The sequence below is a fragment of the Blautia intestinalis genome, from assembly GCF_014297355.1.
In the GTDB taxonomy this organism is placed as follows: Bacteria; Bacillota; Clostridia; order Lachnospirales; family Lachnospiraceae; genus Blautia_A; species Blautia_A intestinalis.
Map to the genome: position 1 here is coordinate 376,647 of NZ_JACOQE010000001.1, position 21,310 is coordinate 397,956.

A 21,310-nucleotide genomic window follows, 5' to 3' on the forward strand; every position below is an offset into this window, starting at 1 on the left:
CGGAATGAACATTTACAGCAAAAATGGAGATAAGGGGACAACAAATCTTGTCCACACAAAAAATGTCTCAAAGTCTGATGACCGCGTTCGGCTGTTTGGGGACCTTGATGAATTGAATAGCTATCTGGGTCTTGTCAAGACGATGATCGATGAAACGGACACGATCCGTATGCTCGAGAAGGTGCAGATGACCTTGCTTATGATCATGGATGGAGTGGCAGATCCTTTTAACAGAGAATATAAGGTAGACGATGACAAAACAGAGCTCCTGGAAGAAGAAATCTCCCGTCTTGAGGAACTTTTTCCCCAGAGTATGGAGATACGTCTTCCGGGGCAGTGCCGTCTGTCGGCGGAGATAGATGTGGCAAGAACTGTGGCACGACGCGCGGAGAGAGCGCTGGCTGCAGTTAGCGTCAAATTTGGTGCAGATAACGGGGCCAAAAAATACATGAACCGTCTGGCAGATTATCTTTATACGCTTGCCGGATATGCCGATGCAAAAAACAGTGGAAAAGCATCTGCTGTTGTGGAAAAACCGGCAGAAATTGCTGTGCACGGTGGAAAAGATGAGGTCAGAACCATGGAAACAAATCAGACAGGTACAGTAAATGAGACTGTCATTCAGGAAGTACTCAGGAAAATGGGGATTCAGGGAAGGATTTCTCTGGACAGCGCGAAACGCCTGATCGAGAAGATTGAACAGGAAGCAGAGCGCCGCGGCAAAAAAGCCGTAATCGCAGTCTGTGGACCGGATGGAAATCCGATTGCTGTACATGTGATGGATGGAGCTTTTCTGGTAAGCTTTGATGTGGCAACCAAGAAAGCATATACTTCTGTTGCAGTCAAGATGTCCACGCAGGAGCTGAGTGTACTTGCGCAGCCGGGTGGAACATTCTATGGTGTAGACAAGATGGATAACGGTAAGATCGTAATCTTTGGAGGCGGTGTCCCGCTCAAAGTCGGAGATACGATTATCGGGGGGCTGGGTATCAGCGGTGGAACCGGTGAAGAAGACCACAGCCTTGCCGAATATGGATTATCTGTACTGAATGAAGTACTTTAAAAGGAACCCTTCGGGGTTCCTTTTTTGCATTGCATATCGAGGAGGCGCCGGTGGCGCGTCCGCTGATTATGCTTTCTTATATTTTCCAGGGGTGATTCCCTTATATTTCTTGAATGTTCTGATAAAGTAGCTCAGGTCATTAAAACCGTTGCGGTAGGCAATTTCCGTGATCGAATCATCTGTAGTGGAGAGCTGATAACATGCATGCTCGATCCGCTGATGATTCAGGTAATCCATTGGTGTCTGATGTGTCATTTCCGAAAAGAATCTGCAGAAATACTTCGGCGACATCGACACAGAGGCAGAAAGCTGCGGCAAAGTAAGCGGAGAAGCGTAGTTATGTTCAATAAAATCAAGGACCTGTTTGAGCTGTAAGATTCTTTTGTAATCCCGCCTTGTACGTGTGACGCTTTCGAGATAGTAATGATTACCAAAAACAAGCCCGAAAAAGTGGTAAAATTGTCCAATCACCGTCATTTCATAACCGACGGGCTTTTTCCAGAGCGCGTCAAAAAGACTGTTTACAGCATCGCAGATATCCGGATACTTCGGTGAAAAATGATGATAGATCAGGATTTCCTGATGCAGGATTTTCTGCATATATCCGGCACAGGCCGGGTTGCTTTTCAAAAAGAAGTTCCCGTCAAAGACAATACACTGGTAGACACAATCATCAGGAATTCCGCTGTGCAGGATGCCGCTGTGCACAAAAATGATATCGCCCGGCATCGCGATAAAGCTTTTTTCGTCTAAAGTGACGGTGAGAGAGCCGGTCAGGATTCGGATGATTTCATATTCGACATGCCAGTGGTAAGACATGACATAGCGAGGATGGTTCGATTCAATATGGTGAAATTCAAAAGGAAAGTCATAAGTTCCTCTGAGACGGTCTTCATTACGGTCAAGATCGTGCAAAATAAGTTCCTCCCTGTGCTGAGTTTATAGATTTTTTACAAAATAATTAAAAAAAGTGAATATTGTACTGTTTTTTGCTATTATATCACAAGTAATTCTGCTTTGGCAATTGTATACTATGAAATATAGGAAACAATGAAGTTTTTTAGTGAAAACTTCTTGAAAACAATCTATTTCATTAATCAAATGGAGGTAATCAATCATGGCAAAGAGCAGATTAGTAGGCAGCTATCCGGTTATCGGTATCAGACCAACCATCGATGGTCGTAGAGGAGCCCTTGACGTAAGAGGATCTCTTGAAGAACAGACAATGAACATGGCTAAGTCCGCTGCAAAGCTTTTCGAAGAAAATTTAAAATATTCTAACGGAGAACCGGTTCAGGTTGTTATCGCTGATACCACAATCGGACGTGTTGGTGAAAGCGCAGCATGTGCTGATAAATTCCGTAAAGCAGGCGTAGACATCACACTTACAGTTACACCTTGCTGGTGCTACGGTGCAGAGACAATGGACATGGATCCACAGACAATCAAAGCTGTATGGGGATTCAATGGAACAGAAAGACCAGGAGCAGTTTATCTTGCATCCGTTCTTGCTACACATGCACAGAAAGGTCTTCCGGCATTCGGTATCTATGGACATGATGTTCAGGAAGCTGATGACACATCTATCCCGGATGACGTTAAAGAAAAATTACTGAGATTTGGACGCGCAGCAGTTGCAGCAGCTTCCATGAGAGGAAAATCCTATCTGCAGATCGGTTCTGTTACAATGGGTATCGGCGGATCTATCATTGATTCTGATTTCATCGAATCCTATCTTGGAATGCGTGTTGAATCCGTTGACGAGGTAGAAATCATCCGTCGTATGACAGAAGGTATCTACGATCACGCAGAATTCGAAAAAGCTCTGAAATGGGCAAAAGAAACATGTAAGATCGGTTGGGATAAAAACCCAGAAGAACTGCAGTTCTCTCCAGAAAAGAAAGAAGAGCAGTTTGAATTCGTAGTTAAGATGGCAGTTATCATCAAAGAGCTGATGAACGGCTGCGATAATCTTGACCCGGCATTCTCCGAAGAAGCAATCGGACACAACGCTCTGGCAGCTGGTTTCCAGGGACAGAGACAGTGGACAGACTTCTATCCAAACGGTGACTTCGCAGAAGCTATGCTGAACACATCCTTCGACTGGAACGGAGCTCGTGAGCCATACATCCTCGCTACAGAGAATGACGTTCTTAATGGTCTTGGAATGATGTTCATGAAACTTCTTACAAACAGAGCTCAGATTTTCGCTGACGTTCGTACATACTGGAGCCCGGAGGCTGTTAAGAAAGCTACAGGATATGACCTTGAAGGCGTAGCAAAAGAAGCCGGCGGATTCCTTCACCTGATTAACTCCGGTGCTGCATGCCTCGACGCTAACGGCGAAGCAAAAGACGAAAACGGCAATGCTGTTATGAAACAGTGGTGGGATATCACAGAAGAAGACCAGAAAGCAATCATGGATAACACAGAATGGTGTATGGCCGACAACGGATACTTCCGTGGAGGCGGATACTCCAGCCGTTATGAAACAAAAGCTCAGATGCCTGCAACAATGATCCGTCTGAACCTTGTAAAAGGACTTGGACCGGTTCTGCAGATCGCTGAAGGATGGACAGTAGCTCTTCCGGCAGAAGTATCTGACAAACTCTGGAAACGTACAGACTACACATGGCCATGCACATGGTTCGCTCCAAGATGCGATGGCAAAGAGGGACCGTTCAAGACAGCTTATGATGTAATGAACAACTGGGGAGCTAACCACGGTGCTATCTCCTACGGACATATCGGAGCTGACCTGATCACAATGTGCTCTATGCTTCGTATCCCGGTATCCATGCACAACGTACCGGAAAAAGATATCTATCGTCCGGCAGCATGGAATGCATTCGGAATGGATAAAGAAGGTGCAGACTTCCGTGCCTGCAAGAACTACGGACCACTTTACAAATAATAAAACAGGCTTTATTTGAAATGCCATGATAAACGCAATGACCTCGGAGAATCCTCCGGGGTCGTTGTATTTCAGGGAGAGATTTGCTTGAATTATAAATAGAAATATGCTATAGTAAACATAGAACAAAATGAACTGCTACAAGTATAAGGTATAGAATAAATGCTTACAGTTTCAAAACTGAATAAAGAAATATTTACAAAAGATATAAAATGTGTCTCTCTGGGAAAACTAAGTTCTGAAGTTGCTGAATTTATATTAAAGAAAAGACCAGACTTGACGGATATCATTTCAGCAAAGCAGGAAATAATTTTCTGGGCTAATCGTGTTGCGCATACAGAACGTCATAAGAATGATTTTATGTCTGAGGTAGAATACTTTCAGGGAGAATAGAATATAATAAACATATAAGAATATAAACAAATAAAATCTGAGGACGGAACAGGCAGCCGTCGCGCCATATGGGTCTTAAAAGAGATGTAGGATTGTCACCCTACCTATTTTATTTGTTTATTAAGAGCTGTTGCTATACGGATGTAAAGAATCTGAGTGGTGGCAGCTCTTTTTTTGTGTCGAAAAACATCAGTTTTTTATTTCTTTTTTATGACAAAAAAGGATTATCATTGTGCTGTGTCTGTGGTATGATAGGTTCAGAATTTCAAAAAGATATAACTTTAAGAAAAATACGGAAGATATACGGAGTGAAGGGGAGAAAACAAAATGAAGAAACTGGCAAAGAGTTTTCTGGTCATTTTGATGGGACTGTTTATGAGTGTCAATGTCATGGCAGATGTGCAGACAGGTAAGACAGAACCGGATTACAGCACAGACTATTATATGATCGTGGAATCAAAGGCAGGAGGAATTGATTTTTATTCACAGCCGGATTTTGATTCGACGAAGCTGAATGATGAGCAGATACCAAACGGTACGGCGCTTCATATTACAGGAGAGGTTGAAGATACAGAGAATAATCGGACCTGGGGGTATACAGAATATCACAAGATGAATGGTTATGCACCGATGGATGAGTGCCGCCCGGCGCAGTCCCGGAAGGAAGCCATTGATTCAGAACTGTATATTGCAGGAAAGGATCATGTAAATTATAATGCGGATTATGATGTAAAAGCTTACGCAGAAGAAGGCACGCAGAAGCTTTATCAGGGACCGGGAGAGAAATACGGCGAAGTTCCGGGTGTACGTGATATAGAGAATGGCGAAACGCTTCATATTACACAAGATGCCGAAATGGTAGACGGAAGTCATTGGGGTGTGACAACAGTAGACGGAACTGAGGGCTGGATGAATCTGGAGAAGACAGAAGAATGGCTGAAAGAACATCCGGAAGCACAGACGGAAGCTGTTGATGCTGAACCGGTGACAGAAGAAACGGTTGATACTGAAGCGGCAGCAGAAAATGCAGTCAGCGCAGAGCCGGTCGAGAATTCAGAAGAGACAACAGCGTCGAAAGCAACGAAAAAATCAGCGACAACAACCACTCCGAAAGCAGCCGCGACACCGAAGGTAACGGTAACACCGAAAGTGACAGCAACTCCGGCACCGACCGAAACATCGGCGCCGACCGCAACAACCGAGCCTGCTGAGACACCGGCGCCGACCGCGGCTGCAGAAGCGGCTGAAACTCCGACGGCAGCAGCGACAGTCGAACCGGAAAAAGAAGATACAGAAGCTGCACAGGATGAGTCAGATGCCGAGAGCCGTCAGGCTTCCGGACAGGATGTCAGAAGCACATCCGGACACTGGTATCAGAATCCGTTTACCTGGATCATTGCAGTGGCAGTATTGGCAATAGCAGGATTATTGATCTATCATTATAAGAAACGATAAGGAGTAATGATAATTCATAAGTTTACAGAGGAGAGGCCTGAAAAGGCTTCTCTTTTTGCGTTCTGAATGAATTTTCGGAGCAAGCTGTTGACTTGCGTTACACTTACTAAAACTGGAATCAACGGATTCTGGGAGTTCTGTTGACTCTGATGGGATTTACTTATGTTTGAGGCATCCAATTTTAGTGTTTGCAATGCCTCGGAATAGACTTACTACAATAAAAGTCATCTGATTTTTGTGATTTTGTGGACTCTATTCCAACTTACTATGGTCAGGGGTATTTGTTTAGCTTAATTTTGTGGACCGAGACAGTAGATACTATTATCAGAGTCATTGACAGGCCTGAATTTGGTTACCTTGTATTGTAGATACTATTATCAGAGTCATCGACAGCTCGAGATTTGGTTACCTCAAATTATACTTGCCATTATTTGGACTATCCAGACGGTCTGATTTGGGCTGCGACCTGTGCGCGGAGGACTATCCAAAAGGTTAGTTCTGATACAAACAGGAAAATACTTCGCGAAAATCTGAATAGTAACATTAAGAGAAACATTTTGGTCCAAACGTACCCACTTTATTGACAGGAAATGTAAGTCATGGTAAATTTATCCCATATATATTTCAATAGGATAAGTCCGGCATAAAGCAGATTATGCTGAATAACAAAACGAAAGAGATGACATTGTGGCATTAAGACGAGAGAGAATGAGACTTGGTGACCTGCTCATCAGGCAGAACGTTCTTACAGAAGAAAAACTGAAACAAGCACTGGAACTGCAGAAGGGAACCGGCAAGAAAATCGGAGAAGTTCTCGTAGAGAATGGCTTTATCACCGAAGAAATGATTGCCAGGGCACTCCAGACACAGCTGGGATTAAAGATAATCGAACTTACCGGCGTGACGATTCCGAAAGAGGTCCGTAATCTGGTCAGTGTGAATCTCCTTAAGAAATACCAGTGCATTCCATTTGAGCTTGACCCATATAATGCGAATATCCTGCATCTTGCGATGTCCGATCCGATGGATATGGCGGCAATTGACGATATTTCCATCGTCACAAACCTGCAGGTTGAACCATATATTGCGACGCCACGTGATATACTTGCTGCAATCGATCGCTGCTATGGTGCATCAGAGACCATGGATGCAGCGAGACGATTTACACGTGAACGTGAACAGCTTCGTGGAAATAATGAAGAAACAGCAGCAGAAGCAGATGTCAGTGATGCACCGATCGTACAGCTTGTACGTTCGCTGATTGAGCAGGCGGTACGCCAGAGAGCCAGTGATATTCATATAGAAGCACTGGAGACAAAGGTTCGTGTGCGCTATCGTATCGATGGTGCTCTCTATGAAAAAATGGTCTACGATAACAGTCTTCTTCCGGCAATTTCCACCCGTATCAAAATCATGGGCGGCATGGATATTTCGGAAAAAAGAAAGCCGCAGGATGGTCGTATGTCCGTTATGGTTGACCGCCGGGAATACGATATCCGTATTTCCTCGATTCCGACTGTTCATGGTGAGAAGATTGTTATGCGTATTTCTTCAAAACTGAACCTGACCAGGGATATTAAAGAACTCGGTCTGGATCAGGAAGAGATGGCAACTCTGCAGCATATGCTTGCAAAGCCGTATGGAATCATGTTTGTAACCGGTCCTACAGGAAGTGGTAAATCTACGACATTGTATACGGCACTCAGCGCTCTGAATAAAGAAGCTGTCAATATTGTAACAGTTGAAGATCCTGTCGAGGCAGATCTTGAGGGCATCAACCAGATTCAGGTAAACAACAAAGTTGACCTGACTTTTGCATCGGCACTTCGTTCAATTCTGCGTCAGGACCCGGATATCATTATGATCGGTGAGATCCGAGACCAGGAGACCGCTTCAATTGCTGTGCAGGCTTCCATTACCGGTCACCTCGTTGTTTCGACCATGCATACCAACAACGCGGTCGGTACCCTGAACCGTATGGCGGATATGGGAGTTGCCCGTTATCTGATCTCCGATGCGATCATCGGTGTTATTGCGCAGCGACTTGTACGCAAGCTCTGTCCGCATTGCCGTAAGAAACGCTTTGCGATGGACAAAGAAAAACGGATCCTCAGGCGTTCTCTTGCAGAAGAAGTCGAAATTTATGAGCCGGGTGGCTGCAAACTCTGTAATAATACCGGCTATTTCGGAAGAACCGGTGTATTTGAGATCATGGAGGTCAATGAAGAGATGCGTAAGCTGATCGCAGACGATGCAACGACTGAGGAAATGATTGCAGCAGCCAAGAAAAACGGCATGCATACACTTCGTGAGAATGGCATCCGCTATGTACTCGAGGGGGTTACTTCTATCGGCGAAATGCTGAAGGCTTCCTACGAAGAATAAGATGTATCGTTATTGTGAGCAGAATGAACAGCAATAATTCATCCGCACAGAGAAATGCAGTATGAACTGAAAAATTATAGAAATCAGGTAGTAATTCATGTATGATCTGAAAGATCTTTTACAGAGATCCATAGAAGAAAATGCGTCTGACGTCCACTTTACCGTGGGCAAACCGCCATGTTACCGTATCGATGGCGTCTTAAGTGCCATCGAGGGTGAAAGGCTGATGCCAGATACTCTGAAAGAGCTTCTTCTTCCGATCATGGAAGAGCGGCACAGAGAAGAGTTAAAGCGCGACGGTCAGACAGACTTTGCCTACGCCATAGCTGGGGTGGGTCGTTTTCGTGTCAATGTTTTTCAGCAGAGAGGCACGCTGGCATCCGTTATGCGATGCCTTCCGTTTGAGATTCCCGAGCCACAGAGTCTCGGTATCCCAAAAGAAGTAGTAGAGGTCACGGACCGTAAGAGGGGGCTGGTCCTTGTTACCGGGCCTACCGGAAGCGGCAAATCCACGACACTGGCATCCCTGCTTCATGTAATTAACCAGAAATATCCTTATCATATTATTACACTGGAGGATCCGATCGAGTATCTTCACCGGCATGACAAATCCATTGTCAACCAGCGTGAGATCGGAAGTGATTCCGGAAGTTATGGAGCAGCGCTCCGTGCGGCTTTACGTGAAGACCCGGATGTCATTCTGGTCGGAGAGATGCGAGACCTTGAGACCATTTCGACTGCGATCACAGCGGCTGAGACAGGACATCTCGTATTTTCGACACTGCATACGATCGGAGCGGACAAAACCATCGACAGAATTATCGATGTATTTCCGCCGGATCAGCAGCAGCAGATCCGCATCCAGCTTGCGGCAGTCCTCGAATGCGTGGTTTCCCAGCAGTTGATCCGTAAGGAACATGGAGGCAGGGTAGCTGCACTGGAAGTATTGTTTGCAAACAATGCAATCCGTAATCTGATCCGTGATGGTAAGACTTTCCAGATTCCGTCTGTCATGCAGACAAGCAGGAGAGCCGGGATGATCACAATGGACGATGCCCTGTATGATCTCTTTATGAAGGGCGAGATCGGCGAGGAAGCGGTAGTGACTTATGCACAGGATCCGGTTGCAATGAACCGTAAGGTGAATTTTGAGATTTAACAGAAAGGACTGAGCAGATGCCCGGTTATACTTATGTTGCCGTCGATGAAAAAGGCAAAGAAAAACGTGGCAGAATGGACGCGGAAAACCGTGATGCGGTTTCACAGCAGCTAAAAAAAGACGGGCTTTTTCCTGTTGAGATCAAAGAGCAGGGAGCTTTAAATAAAGACATTGATTTTTCCATCGGAAAGAAAGTCAAGCCACGAGACTTAAGTGTGTTCTGCCGGCAGTTTGTCAGCATTACGCAGGCAGGTGTGCCCATGAAAGAAGCGCTGCAGATGATGACAGAGCAGACAGAAAACAAATGGCTGAAGAAAGCGACTGCCGATGTACTGGTCAATGTGGAAAAGGGTAATACACTGGCAGATTCCATGGCATCGATTCCGGATATTTTCCCGCCGATGCTGGTCAATATGGTGGCTGCAGGTGAATCCTCCGGTAGTCTGGAAATGTCATTTAACCGAATGGCAACACATTTTGAAAAAGAAGCGAAGCTAAAGGCAACGATCCGCAAGGCGACGATCTATCCGATCATTTTGATCTGCGCGGTCATCGGCGTTATTGCAGTCATGCTTCTGTACGTTATCCCGATCTTTATCGATATGTTTGCGGATCTTGATGTCGAGATGCCGGCACTTACGATGGGAGTTATGAATGTCAGCAAATGGACGGTGGGACACTGGTATGTGATCCTTGCTGTAGTTGTTGCAGTTGTAATTATTTACCGACTGATCTATAATACAGAGTCTGGAAGATTGAAAATTGATTACATCAAGATGAAGATCCCACTCTTTGGTAAGCTGACCGTCAAGTCTGCGTGTGCGCAGTTTGCGCGTACGATGAGTACTCTGATGGCGGCAGGTATTTCCACGACGGAATGCCTCGACACTGTGTCAAAGATCATCAACAACATTCATTATAAGAATGCTTTACAGAAGGCAAAAGAAGAAGTAATGAAAGGTATTCCGCTGTCTGAGCCGCTTGCGGCAAGTGAAGTGTTTCCTCCGATGGTCTGCCATATGACCGGAATCGGTGAAGAAACCGGTAATATGGAAGAAATGCTCAGCAAACTGGCGGATTACTATGATGAAGAAGTTGAGATCACGACCCAGAGTGTGCTGGCGGCAATGGAACCGCTGATCATCGTATTTATGGCACTGATCGTCGGTACACTGGTCATCGCCGTGCTTATGCCGATTAGATCGATGTATGATGGACTTGATAACCTGTAAGCGGTCAAAGTCAGGCATGTTTTGTGGTGCGGGCATCGAGAATAAGAAAAACAAGAGTTTCCGATGCATAGGAAGCACGAAATTGGTGGCTACGGGCATCGAGAATAGGAAAAATAAGAGTTTCCGATGCTCAGGAAGTGTGAAATTGGTGGAGCGGGCATCGGGAATAAGAAAAACAAGAGTTTCCGATGCATAGGAAGCACGAAATTGGTGGAGCGAGCATCGAGAATGAGAAAAACAAGAGAATCCGATGCATAGGAAGCGTGAAATTGGTGGCTACGGGCATCGAGAATAGGAAAAACAAGAGAATCCGATGCATAGGAAGCGTGAAATTGGTGGATCGGGCATCGAGAATAGGAAAAATAAGAGTTTCCGATGCATAGGAAGCATGAAATTGGTGGTGCGGGCATCGAGAATGGGAAAAATAAGAGTTTCCAATGCATAGGAAGCATGAAATTGGTGGTGCGGGCATCGAGAATGAGAAAAATAAGAGTTTCCGATGCATAGGAAGCATGAAATTGGTGGTGCGGGCATCGAGAATGAGAAAAATAAGAGAATCCGATGCATAGGAAGCATGAAATTGGTGGCTACGGGCACCGGGAATAGGAAAAATAAGAATTTCCGATGCAATCGTATTTGCGATTGGGAACCGCGTTAAAAGTTTCCGCATAATTTTCAGGATGTGGCGCAGGAATTGCATGGGGACCTGCGTTCATCATAGATTTCCCGGTGGCTGAATGAGAGTCAGGGGAAATACAATATAAACGAAGGAGATGTATCAAAAATGTTTAAACTTCTTAACAAAAAGAAAAACAACAAAGGTTTTACACTTGTAGAACTTGTAATTGCAATCGCTATTCTTGCAATCCTGGTAGGACTTCTTGCACCTCAGTATACAAAATACGTTGAGAAATCAAGAAAATCTGCAGATGCAAGCAATATGGATGAACTTGTAAAGGCAATTCAGGTATATGCAACAGACAATGCTATAAAATTAACAGGAGATGCAAAAGACAAAACTATTACCATTGCATTGAAAGAGTCTGGTGTTGATTGTGGTAAAGATGCAGATGCTATAGCTGCATTTGAAGAATATGTTCCGAACTATAAAAATATTAAACGTAAATCAAATCAGTGGAGCGGAGATCCTACTGTAGAAGTTAAGGTTGCAGCAGATGGTGGTGTGACTGTTAATGTAACTGGTACACAGACTTTTAAAGACTTTTACAAAGAAGGCAGTACAAAAACTACAAAAACAACAACTGAAGAATAAAATACATCTGGATTACTGAAACATCAGTAGTATTTATCTGCTTACTAAATATCACCCCCTTGAAAGGAATTCCCTATGCTTCTTTTCCTCGATTCTATTCCATACATCGTAATCTTTATATTTGGAATCGTGATTGGCAGCTTCCTGAATGTCTGTATTTACAGACTTCCGCTGCATGAATCCATCATTACGGCGCCCTCCCACTGCATGACCTGTGGGAGGAAGCTTCGATGGTACGACATGGTTCCTGTATTCAGCTGGATCGTACTGGGTGGAAAATGTCGTAACTGTAAATCAAAGATTTCTGTGCAGTATCCGATCATAGAGGCACTGAACGGTGTTCTTTATGTACTGGTATGTGCAGTCAATGGACTGAACCGGTCAAGCCTTCTGTATTGTCTGATGACATCGGCACTTCTGACACTCAGCCTGATCGACTGGCGTACATATGAAATTCCCTTTGGAATCAATGTATTTCTGTTTCTTATCGGTATCGTGGCGACTGTACTTGACCGGGGAAATCTGATTTCCCATCTGATCGGTGCTGTCTGCGTCAGCGCTTTTCTGGAAATTTTGTTCCTGTTAAGCGGCGGCAGGGCAATCGGCGGCGGTGATATCAAGCTTATGGCAGTCTGTGGGCTGATCCTCGGATGGAAACAGATCATTCTTGCATTTTTGCTTGGATGTATCATTGGTTCAGTCGTACATACGATCCGCATTAAGGTAAGCAGTGCCGGCCATATGCTGGCAATGGGACCGTATCTTTCTGCTGGAATCTTTCTTGCGGCACTCTGGGGCAATGCATGGATCAGCTGGTACCTTTCCCTTCTGGGTCTGTAGCAGCACTTTATAACTGAAAGAATACTTTCGGTTATAAAAATATACTTTCTGTGAGATACAGAAACTATATTTTTGTGACTGAATGCCAGAATAAAATGAAATCTTCGGATTTTAGAGCGTATAAACGGAGGAAACCTGAAAATGGCAAAAATTTTGACGATAGAAATCGACACAGCACAGATTCGTGTGGCAGAGGTGGACAGCCGCGGTCAGCATATTTACCGCTGTTTTGTACTGCCTGTTCCGCAGGGAGCCGTAGATGACGGACAGATTCGTGATACAAAAAGCCTCGGAAAGCTTCTGAAAGAAGAACTTATCGCACAGGGAATCAAAACCAGAAAAGTATTCTTTGTGGCTGGTTCTTCAAGGATTGCCAGCAGGGAGGTCCGTATTCCGTTTGTTAAGAAGGACAGGATCCAGAGTATCATTCAGGAAAATGCAACGGATTATTTCCCGATTGATATTTCCAGTTACGTGATTTCTTACAGCATGATTGATATAGAATCGAAGGAGCAGGAGACCGGCGGATCCATACGTCAGTATCATCTGATGGTCTATGCAGCGCCGACATCGATTTCTGCTGCATTCCGTGAGTTTGCGGAAGTTGCGGGACTGAATATGACCGGCATCGGATTTACCGGCGACAGCGTTTATTCCGCAGTAAAGACGACTTTTGCAGATGGTTTACATATGCTTGTCAAAATTGAATTTGATTCAACGAGCATCACTATCATCAAAGACGGAGATCTCGCACTGCAGCGAAACATCAACTATGGCGTCGACAGTGCCATTGAGACAGTCCGTGCTTTTCCACAGTTCGGTGAGGATCTCAGCCAGCAGGAAGCTTTGAGGGTTTTGCATGACCGGAGATGTCTTAAGGACAGCCTGAACGGAATCGAGACGTCAGACACGGATATACAGGATCAGCTTCTCGAAAATGCCAAAATGGAAGTTACCGAAAGCTTCCGTTATATGGTCGGAAACATTTCCAGAATTATGGATTATTATATTTCCAGAAATACAGATGCCACGTTTTCATCTATTCAAATCTGTGGCCTTGGAGCCGGTATCAAGGGTGTACGGAGACTTCTTGCCAATGAGCTGGCACAGAGAGTGGAAGTTGTTTATGCACTTGATAAATGCACTTATCCGAAATTTTCCGAAGAAGAGGGACTTTATCTTTATACAGCAGTGATCTCCCCGATGCGTTCCGGTGTGAATCTGATGGAGAAGACGACCCGCAAAAAGAAAGAAAACAAAGATTCCTTAAGCGGTGCGGTCCTGATCTGTGTAGTTGGTGTGGCAGCAGGTGTGGCACTGACAGCAGCCGGCGTGGCAAGCCGTGTGTATCAGCAGCATCAGCAGGATTATCTGAATCAGCGAATCAATGAAGAAAGCTCCATTGAGGAGATTTACAATGCATACAATACTGCGCAGGAGCAGTATCAGAATTATCAGAACATGTATCAGTATACAAACACTCCGAATGAAGGGTTGAAAGCATTTTTGGAGGAGATGGAACAGAAGATGCCATCTGACATCACACTGGATACCTTCAGTTCCGATGGCTCTCAGGTAAGCTTCAGCATGCGTGTTTCAGGCAAATCTGCAGCCGCCAATACACTGATGCAGCTTCGTACCTTCGAAAGCCTTGCGACAGTCACGACGACAGGACTTGAGGAGGATGAGGCCGGAACTGTGGCGATGAGTGTGATCTGTACCTATGCAAATCCGGCACCACTGGATAATACCGAAGAATAAGGAGGCAGATGGGACATGAACATTTCCATGCGTGACAAAAAATTATTACTGATGTTTTCCGGTGTAGCGGTATTCGGACTGGGCTGGTTTTTCGGGTATCGTCCGCAGATGGAGGAAGCAGCGAATATCGAGGCGGCAAACAAACCGCTCGAAGAACGTCTGTCCAATCTTCTGGAGCTTGCGAAAAACAAAGATTTTTATATCAGCGAGACAGAGAGTGCCCAGAGTAAGATCAATGAGTATGTAGCGAAATTTCCTTCCGATGTAAAAGAAGAAAACGGCATCGTACTTGCACAGAATATAGAAAATAATATCGGAATGCAGATTACCAATGTCGGAATCGCGACCAAAGAGTTTGTAGCTTCAATCGACGGAAGTACCGAAGAAGAAATCGCAGAGCAGAATGCGACGATGTCAGAGCAGGCAAACGCACAGACGCAGGAGCAGATTGATGCGATCGAGGGTACGGACAGCCAGGCGGCCGAAGATCTTCAGAATGCTTCGGATGCGGCAGCAGCACAGGCGGACAGTACTTCACAGACACCGGTGCTTTACCGTACACAGGATACCATGCAGTTTACCGGAACCTATGAGAATCTGAAAGATGTAATCGCATATCTTGCAGATCAGACCGGAAGACTTACGGTAGATAATATGAATGCATCCTACGATACCTCTACCGGCTATCTGACAGGAAGTATTGTAGTCAATATGTTCTCCATGTCGGGAACAGGAAACAGTTATACAGAACCGGATGCCGGTCAGGTGGCATACGGAACCGGCAATCTGTTTGGAACGCTTGAACAGGCGGCAGCGGCAAATGCAGATCAGGCATCTGAAGGAGATGGCAGTGACGGCCAGAGCGACAACAGCCAGGAAGGAGAAAATACAGACGAAACAGCAGCTCCTGCTGATGGTCAGGGTCAGTCATAATATGCATGTATGTTAGAGGGGAAAATATAAGCCCCTCTATCTGTCTATATATCGATACTTCATTCTGGAAAGGAGGAGCCCTATGAATGAGCAAAAAAGAAAAAATCCGAATGCCGGAATGACGCTTCTTGAGGTCATTATCGCAGTCAGTATTTTTTCCATAACGGCGATCGTACTCCTGCAGGCATTTGTTACTTCCGGACGGATCAACCGCAAATCAAACCTTTATCTGGAAGCGACGACAGCAGCGCAGAACATCATGGAGGAAGTCAAGGCAAAAACTTTCGAGGAAGTTTCACTGGCATTTAACTATCCGTTTGATTTAAACGGTGATACAAGAATCAGTTTTCTGAATCCACAGAAAGATAAGATAAAAAACGGAGAGCTTGGAATCCGTGAAGTCCTGAAGGCTTCCGGAAATGGCGGAACAACTTATAATTCCGTCAGTCAGTACAGGGACGGAATGGACGAATCCAAAGTGACGGCATCTGTGATCTCGACAGATGGCGGCAAGACTTATAAATTTAATCCGCGGAAAAAAGGTTCCAATGCATCGAAATATTATTTCGAATTAACGAATGTGACAGTGAATCATGAGAGTTTTGATGCGCTGGCAGAGTTTGACGGAAGCGAAAGCTCCGGCTACAAAGAAAAGACTGTCACCGGTACCGGCAATGGTAAGAACGATTATCTTGCACCGAAGATTTCTGATATGGACAGCAAGACAAATGCATTTCTGATCATGCCGCGTAACTGGGATGAAGAGGCCATGCAGCAGATGGTGGCAGGACAGAAAAGTGCCGCAATCGAGGCAATGAATACGGATGCCGGAAATAATGCGACAGACAGTGATACCTATCAGCTACTGGACTGGAAAGATGTCTACAAATATACAAAGAGAACGCTGCATATCAAGATCGAGGAGAGTGGCGGAACGGTCAGGGCAGAGGCAAGATATGTCTTAAGCGCGTACGACTATAAGAAATCCGGTGGAACAAAGTATGAAACCATGAGCCTCTGTCCATGTGGCGGCAAAGGTGAAGACGAAGATGTTTCGGGATGTTTCTGTACATACAAGAGTGCGTATGTACCATTTTACAGCTCTGAGACGGGGGAAGCACTGAAAAATATTTTTATTTTTTATTATCCGAACTACAATTCAACCAGTGCGACAAATCCATATGACAAGATCATACTGGATAACACGACAAACTATGAAGTCAGTTTCTATGTAACAAAGCAGAGGGACGATACCAATAATGAGCCGACTTCCGCACAGGAAGTGCAGTATCGTATGTCTCTGATCATCAATGAAAATCCGGCTGCGAGAAACAAGAGCAACTGGAGCACAAACCCGAGCCTTTATAAGGCGGTTACGAAACTTCGTACAAATCTTGATTACAACATCAGTGATATGGACGAAGTGCTGAACCGTCCGAAGATCAGCCAGATGTCCCTGACTTATCAGGCGGTTAATGATAAGGGCATCAATGGGGCAAAGGTGACAAATGCATCGGCAAAGAAAGTACTGGACTGCAACAGTCTGGATGACCGGGATGCAGAGGACCGCATTTATACGGCGAAGGTAAGTGTGTACAAAGCGGGAGCAGCTGCAAAGAATTTTCCGGATAGTGATCTTGTCGTGACACTTGATGGAGCAAAAGAAGATTAAACCTCCGGGGAGGAAGCAATGAGAAACATCACAAAAACAAAAAGACAGCAGAATCAGGGATTTTCACTTTTTACCGTGCTGATCGCGGTTTCTTTTGTGGGAATCCTTGGACTTCTTGTACTTTATATCGCACTTTCGAATTTTAATATGAAAATCACAGACCTGAAGGGCAAGGACAGCTTTTATACGGCAGAGCGCGCGCTGGAGGAAATCCGTACCGGACTGCAGGAGGATGTGGGAAATGCCATGTCAAAGGCCTATACGCAGGTTCTCGAAAGCTACAACGTAGAGAACCGTTCACAGGATTCTTCTATGGACAGGCAGCGCCAGAGCGAGTTTCAGGATTGTTTTATCACAGAACTTATGCGCACTCTCCGTGTGTCGAAGACAGAAGATAATATTTATAATATGGAGAGACTCCGCAGATATGTGGATCTGAAGTATGACGGCTCAAAAGAATCTCTGATCATCACCAATCCGGCCGGAAGTGCCCCTTTGATGAAAGCAGTCAAAAATGTCGGCAAAAATACAGAGAATAATGGAGTCCTTCTGAAAAATCTTAAGGTAATCTATGTAGATGAAAAAGGAAGAGCAGCGATCATCTGTACGGATATCCGTCTGCTTGTTCCGGAAGTACAGTTCCCGACACCGTCCACACTTCCGGATCTTATGAATATGATCGTTGTAGCGGACAAGGGCATCGTATGCGAAGGAACCGAAAGCACACCGACTTCTATCAATGGAAGTATTTATGCAGGTAACCTGCCATCTGCACTGGCTGCGGATTCTGAGACCAGCATTAAGGTAATACCGGGTGCAAGCCTCAATGTGGAATCCGGAGATAAGGTTGTCTGCAAAGGGGAGATCAGTGTTGGTCTGAATTCTACTTTTACGAGTGCCGAAAGTGTGAATCTGTGGGCACGTGGACTGAATGCAGATTCTGTACAGAATGTGAGCCTTTCCGGTTCGACTTATTTTGCGGATGACTTTACGGTCACAGGCAAAAATAATAACGTAAAGATCAGCGGCAATTATTATGGTTATGGTTCTTATGAATCGGCAACTTCGGATGACTGTGTGGCAAAAGACCAGTATGAAAAATCCGGACTGACGGGAGCTGCATTGAGCAGCGCGATCGTGATCAATGGCAAAAACACAACACTGGATCTTTCTGATACACAGAAACTGATGATCGCCGGTCGAAATTATATTGCAAGTTCGAAGGTAAAGGCAAATAACAGAAGCAATACCAATGATGTGGCCACAGGTGAGAGTCTGACTGTCAAAGGTACGCAGCTTGCGTATCTTGTGCCGAAAGAGGTACTTGGGGCATCCGGTAATCCATTGACTTACGATGCTTACCTGGCGCTTTTAAACGGAGCCAAAGATATTTCCGTAAACTGGGATGCTGCAGTTGAGGCGTGGGGCGGCAGGACTCTTCGTGATATCGGTGTCGACAGCGAGAAACCGGTGCAGACTGTTTTTTATAATGATGGATTTGTTTATTTTTATCTGAATTTTACAGATGCACAGAAATCAGCGGATTTTATGCAGATGTATTATCAGAACAATCCAACGGTTAAAGCAAATATGGATAAATATCTTTCCTTCTATTTCGGAGGGGAAGATTCAGGAATTACGGTCAAAGATGCAGATTCTTATCTGCGCTATATCACCAACGGAAATGCACTTTCTTACAGCGGGGCAGACGCACAGGGAAATATGCAGCAGGCAACCAGCGTAAATCCGGGAGAGAAGATCCTTCAGGAGCAGGTTGGTTATCAGAACAGCTGGTATGCCCTGAACCGCAAGATGATCACAAGCTATGATCTTCTGAACAAAGCAGTAAAAGAAGATGCCGAAGGTAAAACACATAATGAGACAGACGGCGACCGCAGTGTATATGATAATCTTGTCAATGAAAAGAAAATGATCTCATATATTAAGGATACTGTAAAAGATGATACAGGGAAATACGTGTTTACTGCCAGTGATGAAGACGGCGGTCTGCAGGCAATTATGTATGACAACGGAGAAAATGGAATGAATCAGACTCTAAAAATCAGCCAAAGTGATGCCGACAAACTTCGTCTCGTGGTATGTACCGGTGATGTGGAGATTGAGGCAGGTGTGAAATTCCAGGGTATTATCATGGCAAAAGGCACAATTACCCTGAAAGCAGGTGCACAGCTTGAATCTGCTCCTCTGGAGGCAGCAAGAGTATTTCAGGCGCAGATGAGTTCCTATGGAGACGGAACAAGCATCAAACCGCAGGATTTCTTCTGGGAAGGCGACAAATATGTTCTCGGAAATTCATCTTCATCAGGAAAGAAGGACACGCTGAACGGTTCTGACACGTACAGCATCGCAGACTGCGTGACTTATGAGAACTGGAAAAAAGAATAAATATACAGAATAGAAAGAGGTGAGGGCATTATGAAGCAAAAAAACAAAGGTTTTACATTGGTGGAGCTGATCATTGTCATTGCTGTTTTTGCTGTTCTTCTTGGAATCGTTGTGCCTTCTCTTAATTCGATTCTGGGCTTTCGGGTAAACCGGGCAGCCAATTCCATTGCGGCTGCTCTGGACAAGACAAAGACAGAGGCTTCCAATCGTCTGGTTGGCGAGATGAAGCTGGAAAAAAGAGAAGACGGTTATTATATCAGTTATTATCTTGACCGCGGCAAAGTGGGCGGTGAATCAAACGTAAAGCAGGATCAGCCGGAGAAGATCGCTCCGGCACGTACAATAATCAGTTATGCGACGGATTCCGGTTCAGAACAGGAGCTTGCTGTCGGTGACAGCATTGTGCTCACATATGACCGGGCAACCGGTGCGTTTCTCCCTTTGCAGGAAAAAGTGTGGACTCAGAAAGCAATTCTTTCGGTACTTGCAAACGGAGAAGATATACCGCTTACGAGAAGTGGTGCGTACTGTACCAAGATCACTGTCAGAGGCGGCGGTCGTTATAAGACGCTGAATCTGATTCAGGAGACCGGCAAATATGAGATGGTTTCCGGACACTATTAATTTTGTGTGAGATGAAATACATTCTGTATGAAATGCGATTTTGTTATTTTTTGGAGGAGAAGATCCTATGAAGATAAGAAAAATAAAAAATACAGCAGAAAAGCTTAAGAACGGGGGAAGAGCGCGGCAGACGGATAACCGGGGCCTGACTCTGATCGAGCTGGTCATTACGGTTGCGATCATCGCGATTTTTTCAGGTGTGGTGATGACATTTATCATGACCGGCAGCAATACATACAGAAGTACATCCAGTAACGCAAAAGTGCAGATGGAGACACAGGAATTGGTTGACAGGATGGAAGACCTGATCATTGATACCAACAGAAGCCTTTATTATGCAAATGGTACAGGCGAAAATACAGGCTCCGAGATCAAAAACGATATCAAGCAGAGCGGAGACGGCAACAGTGACGGAAACAAGACTTTCATCGTCTGCAACGAATACAAAAATAACGATGGAATCACCAGCCAGTATATCTGTGATGTGATTGACTGGGACAAAAAAGATGCAACTGTCTATTACAGTCAGAGAGAATATACCGCGACAAGTAGCTCTGATGATTCAGGAAAGAATGAAACAGAGACAGCAGCATTTTCTGAGGATGAGGGAGATGTATCAGCATTTTCTCCGGATGAAGAAGACAGTGGAGAACAAAATGTGCGTAATGCCCGTACAAAGGTGAATCGTTCTGTCCTTGCGACAGGTATTCTTGATTTTCGTGCGGATGTTACCAAAGTAGAATCTGATAATATTGTCTGTTTTCAGCTCAGCACGGAAAACGGAAAAAAAGAGATTGAGACACTGCACAGTGTCAGCCTTCGAAATAAAGTAAAAGTGAAGAAACCGGCAGATTCAGGATGGCGATACGCTCACAAAAGACCAGAAATGCAGGGCAACAATTTCTATAAACATGTATGATGTTGAGGGAAATGCAGATGCAATTGCAGTAACTCCGACAAATGCTACCAACTATCATATAAGGGATTATATGAACGGGGCTACTGAAGCTACTGAAGACAATCTGGGATGGTATTATACACCACGTACAGCAGGAAATCTGACATTGAACGTAGGAGTCTACAGGGTAGAAGACAGAATCTGCGGAAATGATTGGAATTACGGATTTGAAGCAACACTAAATTTTGTAGTTTCTTGATAAATACAGCATATTTCAAGGCGTTAGAGCAAAATCAGGAGGC

17 protein-coding genes are annotated in these 21,310 nt (G+C 44.8%); 16 read left to right on the forward strand and 1 reads right to left on the reverse strand.

Annotated elements, in window-relative coordinates; all coding sequences use genetic code 11:
• The first annotated feature begins 4 nt into the window (after window positions 1-4).
• Window positions 5-1,063 carry a cob(I)yrinic acid a,c-diamide adenosyltransferase gene (locus H8Z79_RS01705; RefSeq protein WP_015542047.1) on the forward strand — a complete coding sequence of 353 codons (1,059 nt, stop codon included), beginning with the start codon at window positions 5-7 and terminating at the stop codon, window positions 1,061-1,063.
• A gap of 66 nt (window positions 1,064-1,129) precedes the next feature.
• On the opposite strand, the gene H8Z79_RS01710 is transcribed toward H8Z79_RS01705, so the two are convergent.
• Window positions 1,130-1,978, reverse strand: a complete 849-nt coding sequence (locus H8Z79_RS01710; RefSeq protein WP_118039422.1) for a helix-turn-helix transcriptional regulator — start codon at window positions 1,976-1,978, stop codon at window positions 1,130-1,132.
• A gap of 202 nt (window positions 1,979-2,180) precedes the next feature.
• Here H8Z79_RS01710 and H8Z79_RS01715 point away from each other — a divergent pair, with 202 nt between their 5' ends.
• The 15 genes from H8Z79_RS01715 to H8Z79_RS01785 all read left to right on the forward strand — a co-directional run bounded on the left by H8Z79_RS01715 (window position 2,181) and on the right by H8Z79_RS01785 (window position 21,267).
• Window positions 2,181-3,977 carry an L-fucose isomerase gene (locus tag H8Z79_RS01715; RefSeq protein ID WP_015542048.1) on the forward strand — a complete coding sequence of 599 codons (1,797 nt, stop codon included), beginning with the start codon at window positions 2,181-2,183 and terminating at the stop codon, window positions 3,975-3,977.
• A 162-nt stretch (window positions 3,978-4,139) separates the two neighbouring features.
• Window positions 4,140-4,370 (forward strand): hypothetical protein, encoded by a 231-nt coding sequence (locus tag H8Z79_RS01720; RefSeq protein WP_015542049.1) that lies wholly within the window; start codon window positions 4,140-4,142, stop codon window positions 4,368-4,370.
• A gap of 327 nt (window positions 4,371-4,697) precedes the next feature.
• The gene (locus tag H8Z79_RS01725) at window positions 4,698-5,825 is read left to right on the forward strand and encodes a hypothetical protein (protein ID WP_118039423.1); all 1,128 of its coding nucleotides are present in this window, start codon (window positions 4,698-4,700) and stop codon (window positions 5,823-5,825) included.
• Between the two features lie 708 nt (window positions 5,826-6,533).
• Window positions 6,534-8,210, forward strand: coding sequence for a GspE/PulE family protein (locus H8Z79_RS01730; protein WP_015542051.1), 1,677 nt, complete (start codon window positions 6,534-6,536; stop codon window positions 8,208-8,210).
• Between the two features lie 97 nt (window positions 8,211-8,307).
• A complete protein-coding gene (locus H8Z79_RS01735; protein WP_015542052.1) occupies window positions 8,308-9,369 on the forward strand; it encodes a type IV pilus twitching motility protein PilT in 1,062 nt (353 codons plus the stop codon).
• 17 nt (window positions 9,370-9,386) lie between these two features.
• Window positions 9,387-10,601, forward strand: a complete 1,215-nt coding sequence (locus H8Z79_RS01740) for a type II secretion system F family protein (RefSeq protein WP_015542053.1) — start codon at window positions 9,387-9,389, stop codon at window positions 10,599-10,601.
• A 784-nt stretch (window positions 10,602-11,385) separates the two neighbouring features.
• Window positions 11,386-11,874, forward strand: a complete 489-nt coding sequence (locus H8Z79_RS01745; RefSeq protein WP_015542054.1) for a type II secretion system protein — start codon at window positions 11,386-11,388, stop codon at window positions 11,872-11,874.
• A 75-nt stretch (window positions 11,875-11,949) separates the two neighbouring features.
• Complete coding sequence (locus H8Z79_RS01750) at window positions 11,950-12,714, forward strand: prepilin peptidase (protein WP_118040125.1); 765 nt, start codon at window positions 11,950-11,952, stop codon at window positions 12,712-12,714.
• Window positions 12,715-12,855: 141 nt separating this feature from the next.
• Complete coding sequence (locus tag H8Z79_RS01755; protein WP_118040123.1) at window positions 12,856-14,475, forward strand: type IV pilus biogenesis protein PilM; 1,620 nt, start codon at window positions 12,856-12,858, stop codon at window positions 14,473-14,475.
• 15 nt (window positions 14,476-14,490) lie between these two features.
• Window positions 14,491-15,408, forward strand: a complete 918-nt coding sequence (locus H8Z79_RS01760) for a hypothetical protein (RefSeq protein WP_118040121.1) — start codon at window positions 14,491-14,493, stop codon at window positions 15,406-15,408.
• An 82-nt stretch (window positions 15,409-15,490) separates the two neighbouring features.
• Entirely contained in the window at window positions 15,491-17,080 is a 1,590-nt protein-coding gene (locus tag H8Z79_RS01765) for a type IV pilus modification PilV family protein (RefSeq protein WP_187002660.1), read from the forward strand.
• Between the two features lie 18 nt (window positions 17,081-17,098).
• On the forward strand, window positions 17,099-19,486 hold the full coding sequence (locus H8Z79_RS01770) for a type IV pilus modification PilV family protein (protein WP_118040117.1): 2,388 nt from the start codon (window positions 17,099-17,101) through the stop codon (window positions 19,484-19,486).
• A 30-nt stretch (window positions 19,487-19,516) separates the two neighbouring features.
• On the forward strand, window positions 19,517-20,110 hold the full coding sequence (locus H8Z79_RS01775; RefSeq protein WP_118040115.1) for a pilus assembly FimT family protein: 594 nt from the start codon (window positions 19,517-19,519) through the stop codon (window positions 20,108-20,110).
• A gap of 67 nt (window positions 20,111-20,177) precedes the next feature.
• Window positions 20,178-21,029 (forward strand): PilW family protein, encoded by an 852-nt coding sequence (locus H8Z79_RS01780; RefSeq protein ID WP_118040113.1) that lies wholly within the window; start codon window positions 20,178-20,180, stop codon window positions 21,027-21,029.
• Entirely contained in the window at window positions 21,022-21,267 is a 246-nt protein-coding gene (locus H8Z79_RS01785) for a hypothetical protein (protein ID WP_118040111.1), read from the forward strand. The genes H8Z79_RS01780 and H8Z79_RS01785 overlap by 8 nt, the downstream gene beginning before the upstream one ends.
• Window positions 21,268-21,310: the final 43 nt, after the last annotated feature.

Excerpts from the sequence above, each read along its gene's own strand:
- H8Z79_RS01705 (WP_015542047.1), top strand. The coding sequence starts at position 5 with ATGAACATTTACAGCAAAAATGGAGATAAGGGGACAACAAATCTTGTC.
- H8Z79_RS01715 (WP_015542048.1), top strand. The coding sequence starts at position 2,181 with ATGGCAAAGAGCAGATTAGTAGGCAGCTATCCGGTTATCGGTATCAGA.
- H8Z79_RS01720 (WP_015542049.1), top strand. The coding sequence starts at position 4,140 with ATGCTTACAGTTTCAAAACTGAATAAAGAAATATTTACAAAAGATATA.
- H8Z79_RS01725 (WP_118039423.1), top strand. The coding sequence starts at position 4,698 with ATGAAGAAACTGGCAAAGAGTTTTCTGGTCATTTTGATGGGACTGTTT.
- H8Z79_RS01730 (WP_015542051.1), top strand. The coding sequence starts at position 6,534 with ATGAGACTTGGTGACCTGCTCATCAGGCAGAACGTTCTTACAGAAGAA.
- H8Z79_RS01735 (WP_015542052.1), top strand. The coding sequence starts at position 8,308 with ATGTATGATCTGAAAGATCTTTTACAGAGATCCATAGAAGAAAATGCG.
- H8Z79_RS01740 (WP_015542053.1), top strand. The coding sequence starts at position 9,387 with ATGCCCGGTTATACTTATGTTGCCGTCGATGAAAAAGGCAAAGAAAAA.
- H8Z79_RS01745 (WP_015542054.1), top strand. The coding sequence starts at position 11,386 with ATGTTTAAACTTCTTAACAAAAAGAAAAACAACAAAGGTTTTACACTT.
- H8Z79_RS01750 (WP_118040125.1), top strand. The coding sequence starts at position 11,950 with ATGCTTCTTTTCCTCGATTCTATTCCATACATCGTAATCTTTATATTT.
- H8Z79_RS01755 (WP_118040123.1), top strand. The coding sequence starts at position 12,856 with ATGGCAAAAATTTTGACGATAGAAATCGACACAGCACAGATTCGTGTG.
- H8Z79_RS01760 (WP_118040121.1), top strand. The coding sequence starts at position 14,491 with ATGAACATTTCCATGCGTGACAAAAAATTATTACTGATGTTTTCCGGT.
- H8Z79_RS01765 (WP_187002660.1), top strand. The coding sequence starts at position 15,491 with ATGAATGAGCAAAAAAGAAAAAATCCGAATGCCGGAATGACGCTTCTT.
- H8Z79_RS01770 (WP_118040117.1), top strand. The coding sequence starts at position 17,099 with ATGAGAAACATCACAAAAACAAAAAGACAGCAGAATCAGGGATTTTCA.
- H8Z79_RS01775 (WP_118040115.1), top strand. The coding sequence starts at position 19,517 with ATGAAGCAAAAAAACAAAGGTTTTACATTGGTGGAGCTGATCATTGTC.
- H8Z79_RS01780 (WP_118040113.1), top strand. The coding sequence starts at position 20,178 with ATGAAGATAAGAAAAATAAAAAATACAGCAGAAAAGCTTAAGAACGGG.
- H8Z79_RS01785 (WP_118040111.1), top strand. The coding sequence starts at position 21,022 with ATGTATGATGTTGAGGGAAATGCAGATGCAATTGCAGTAACTCCGACA.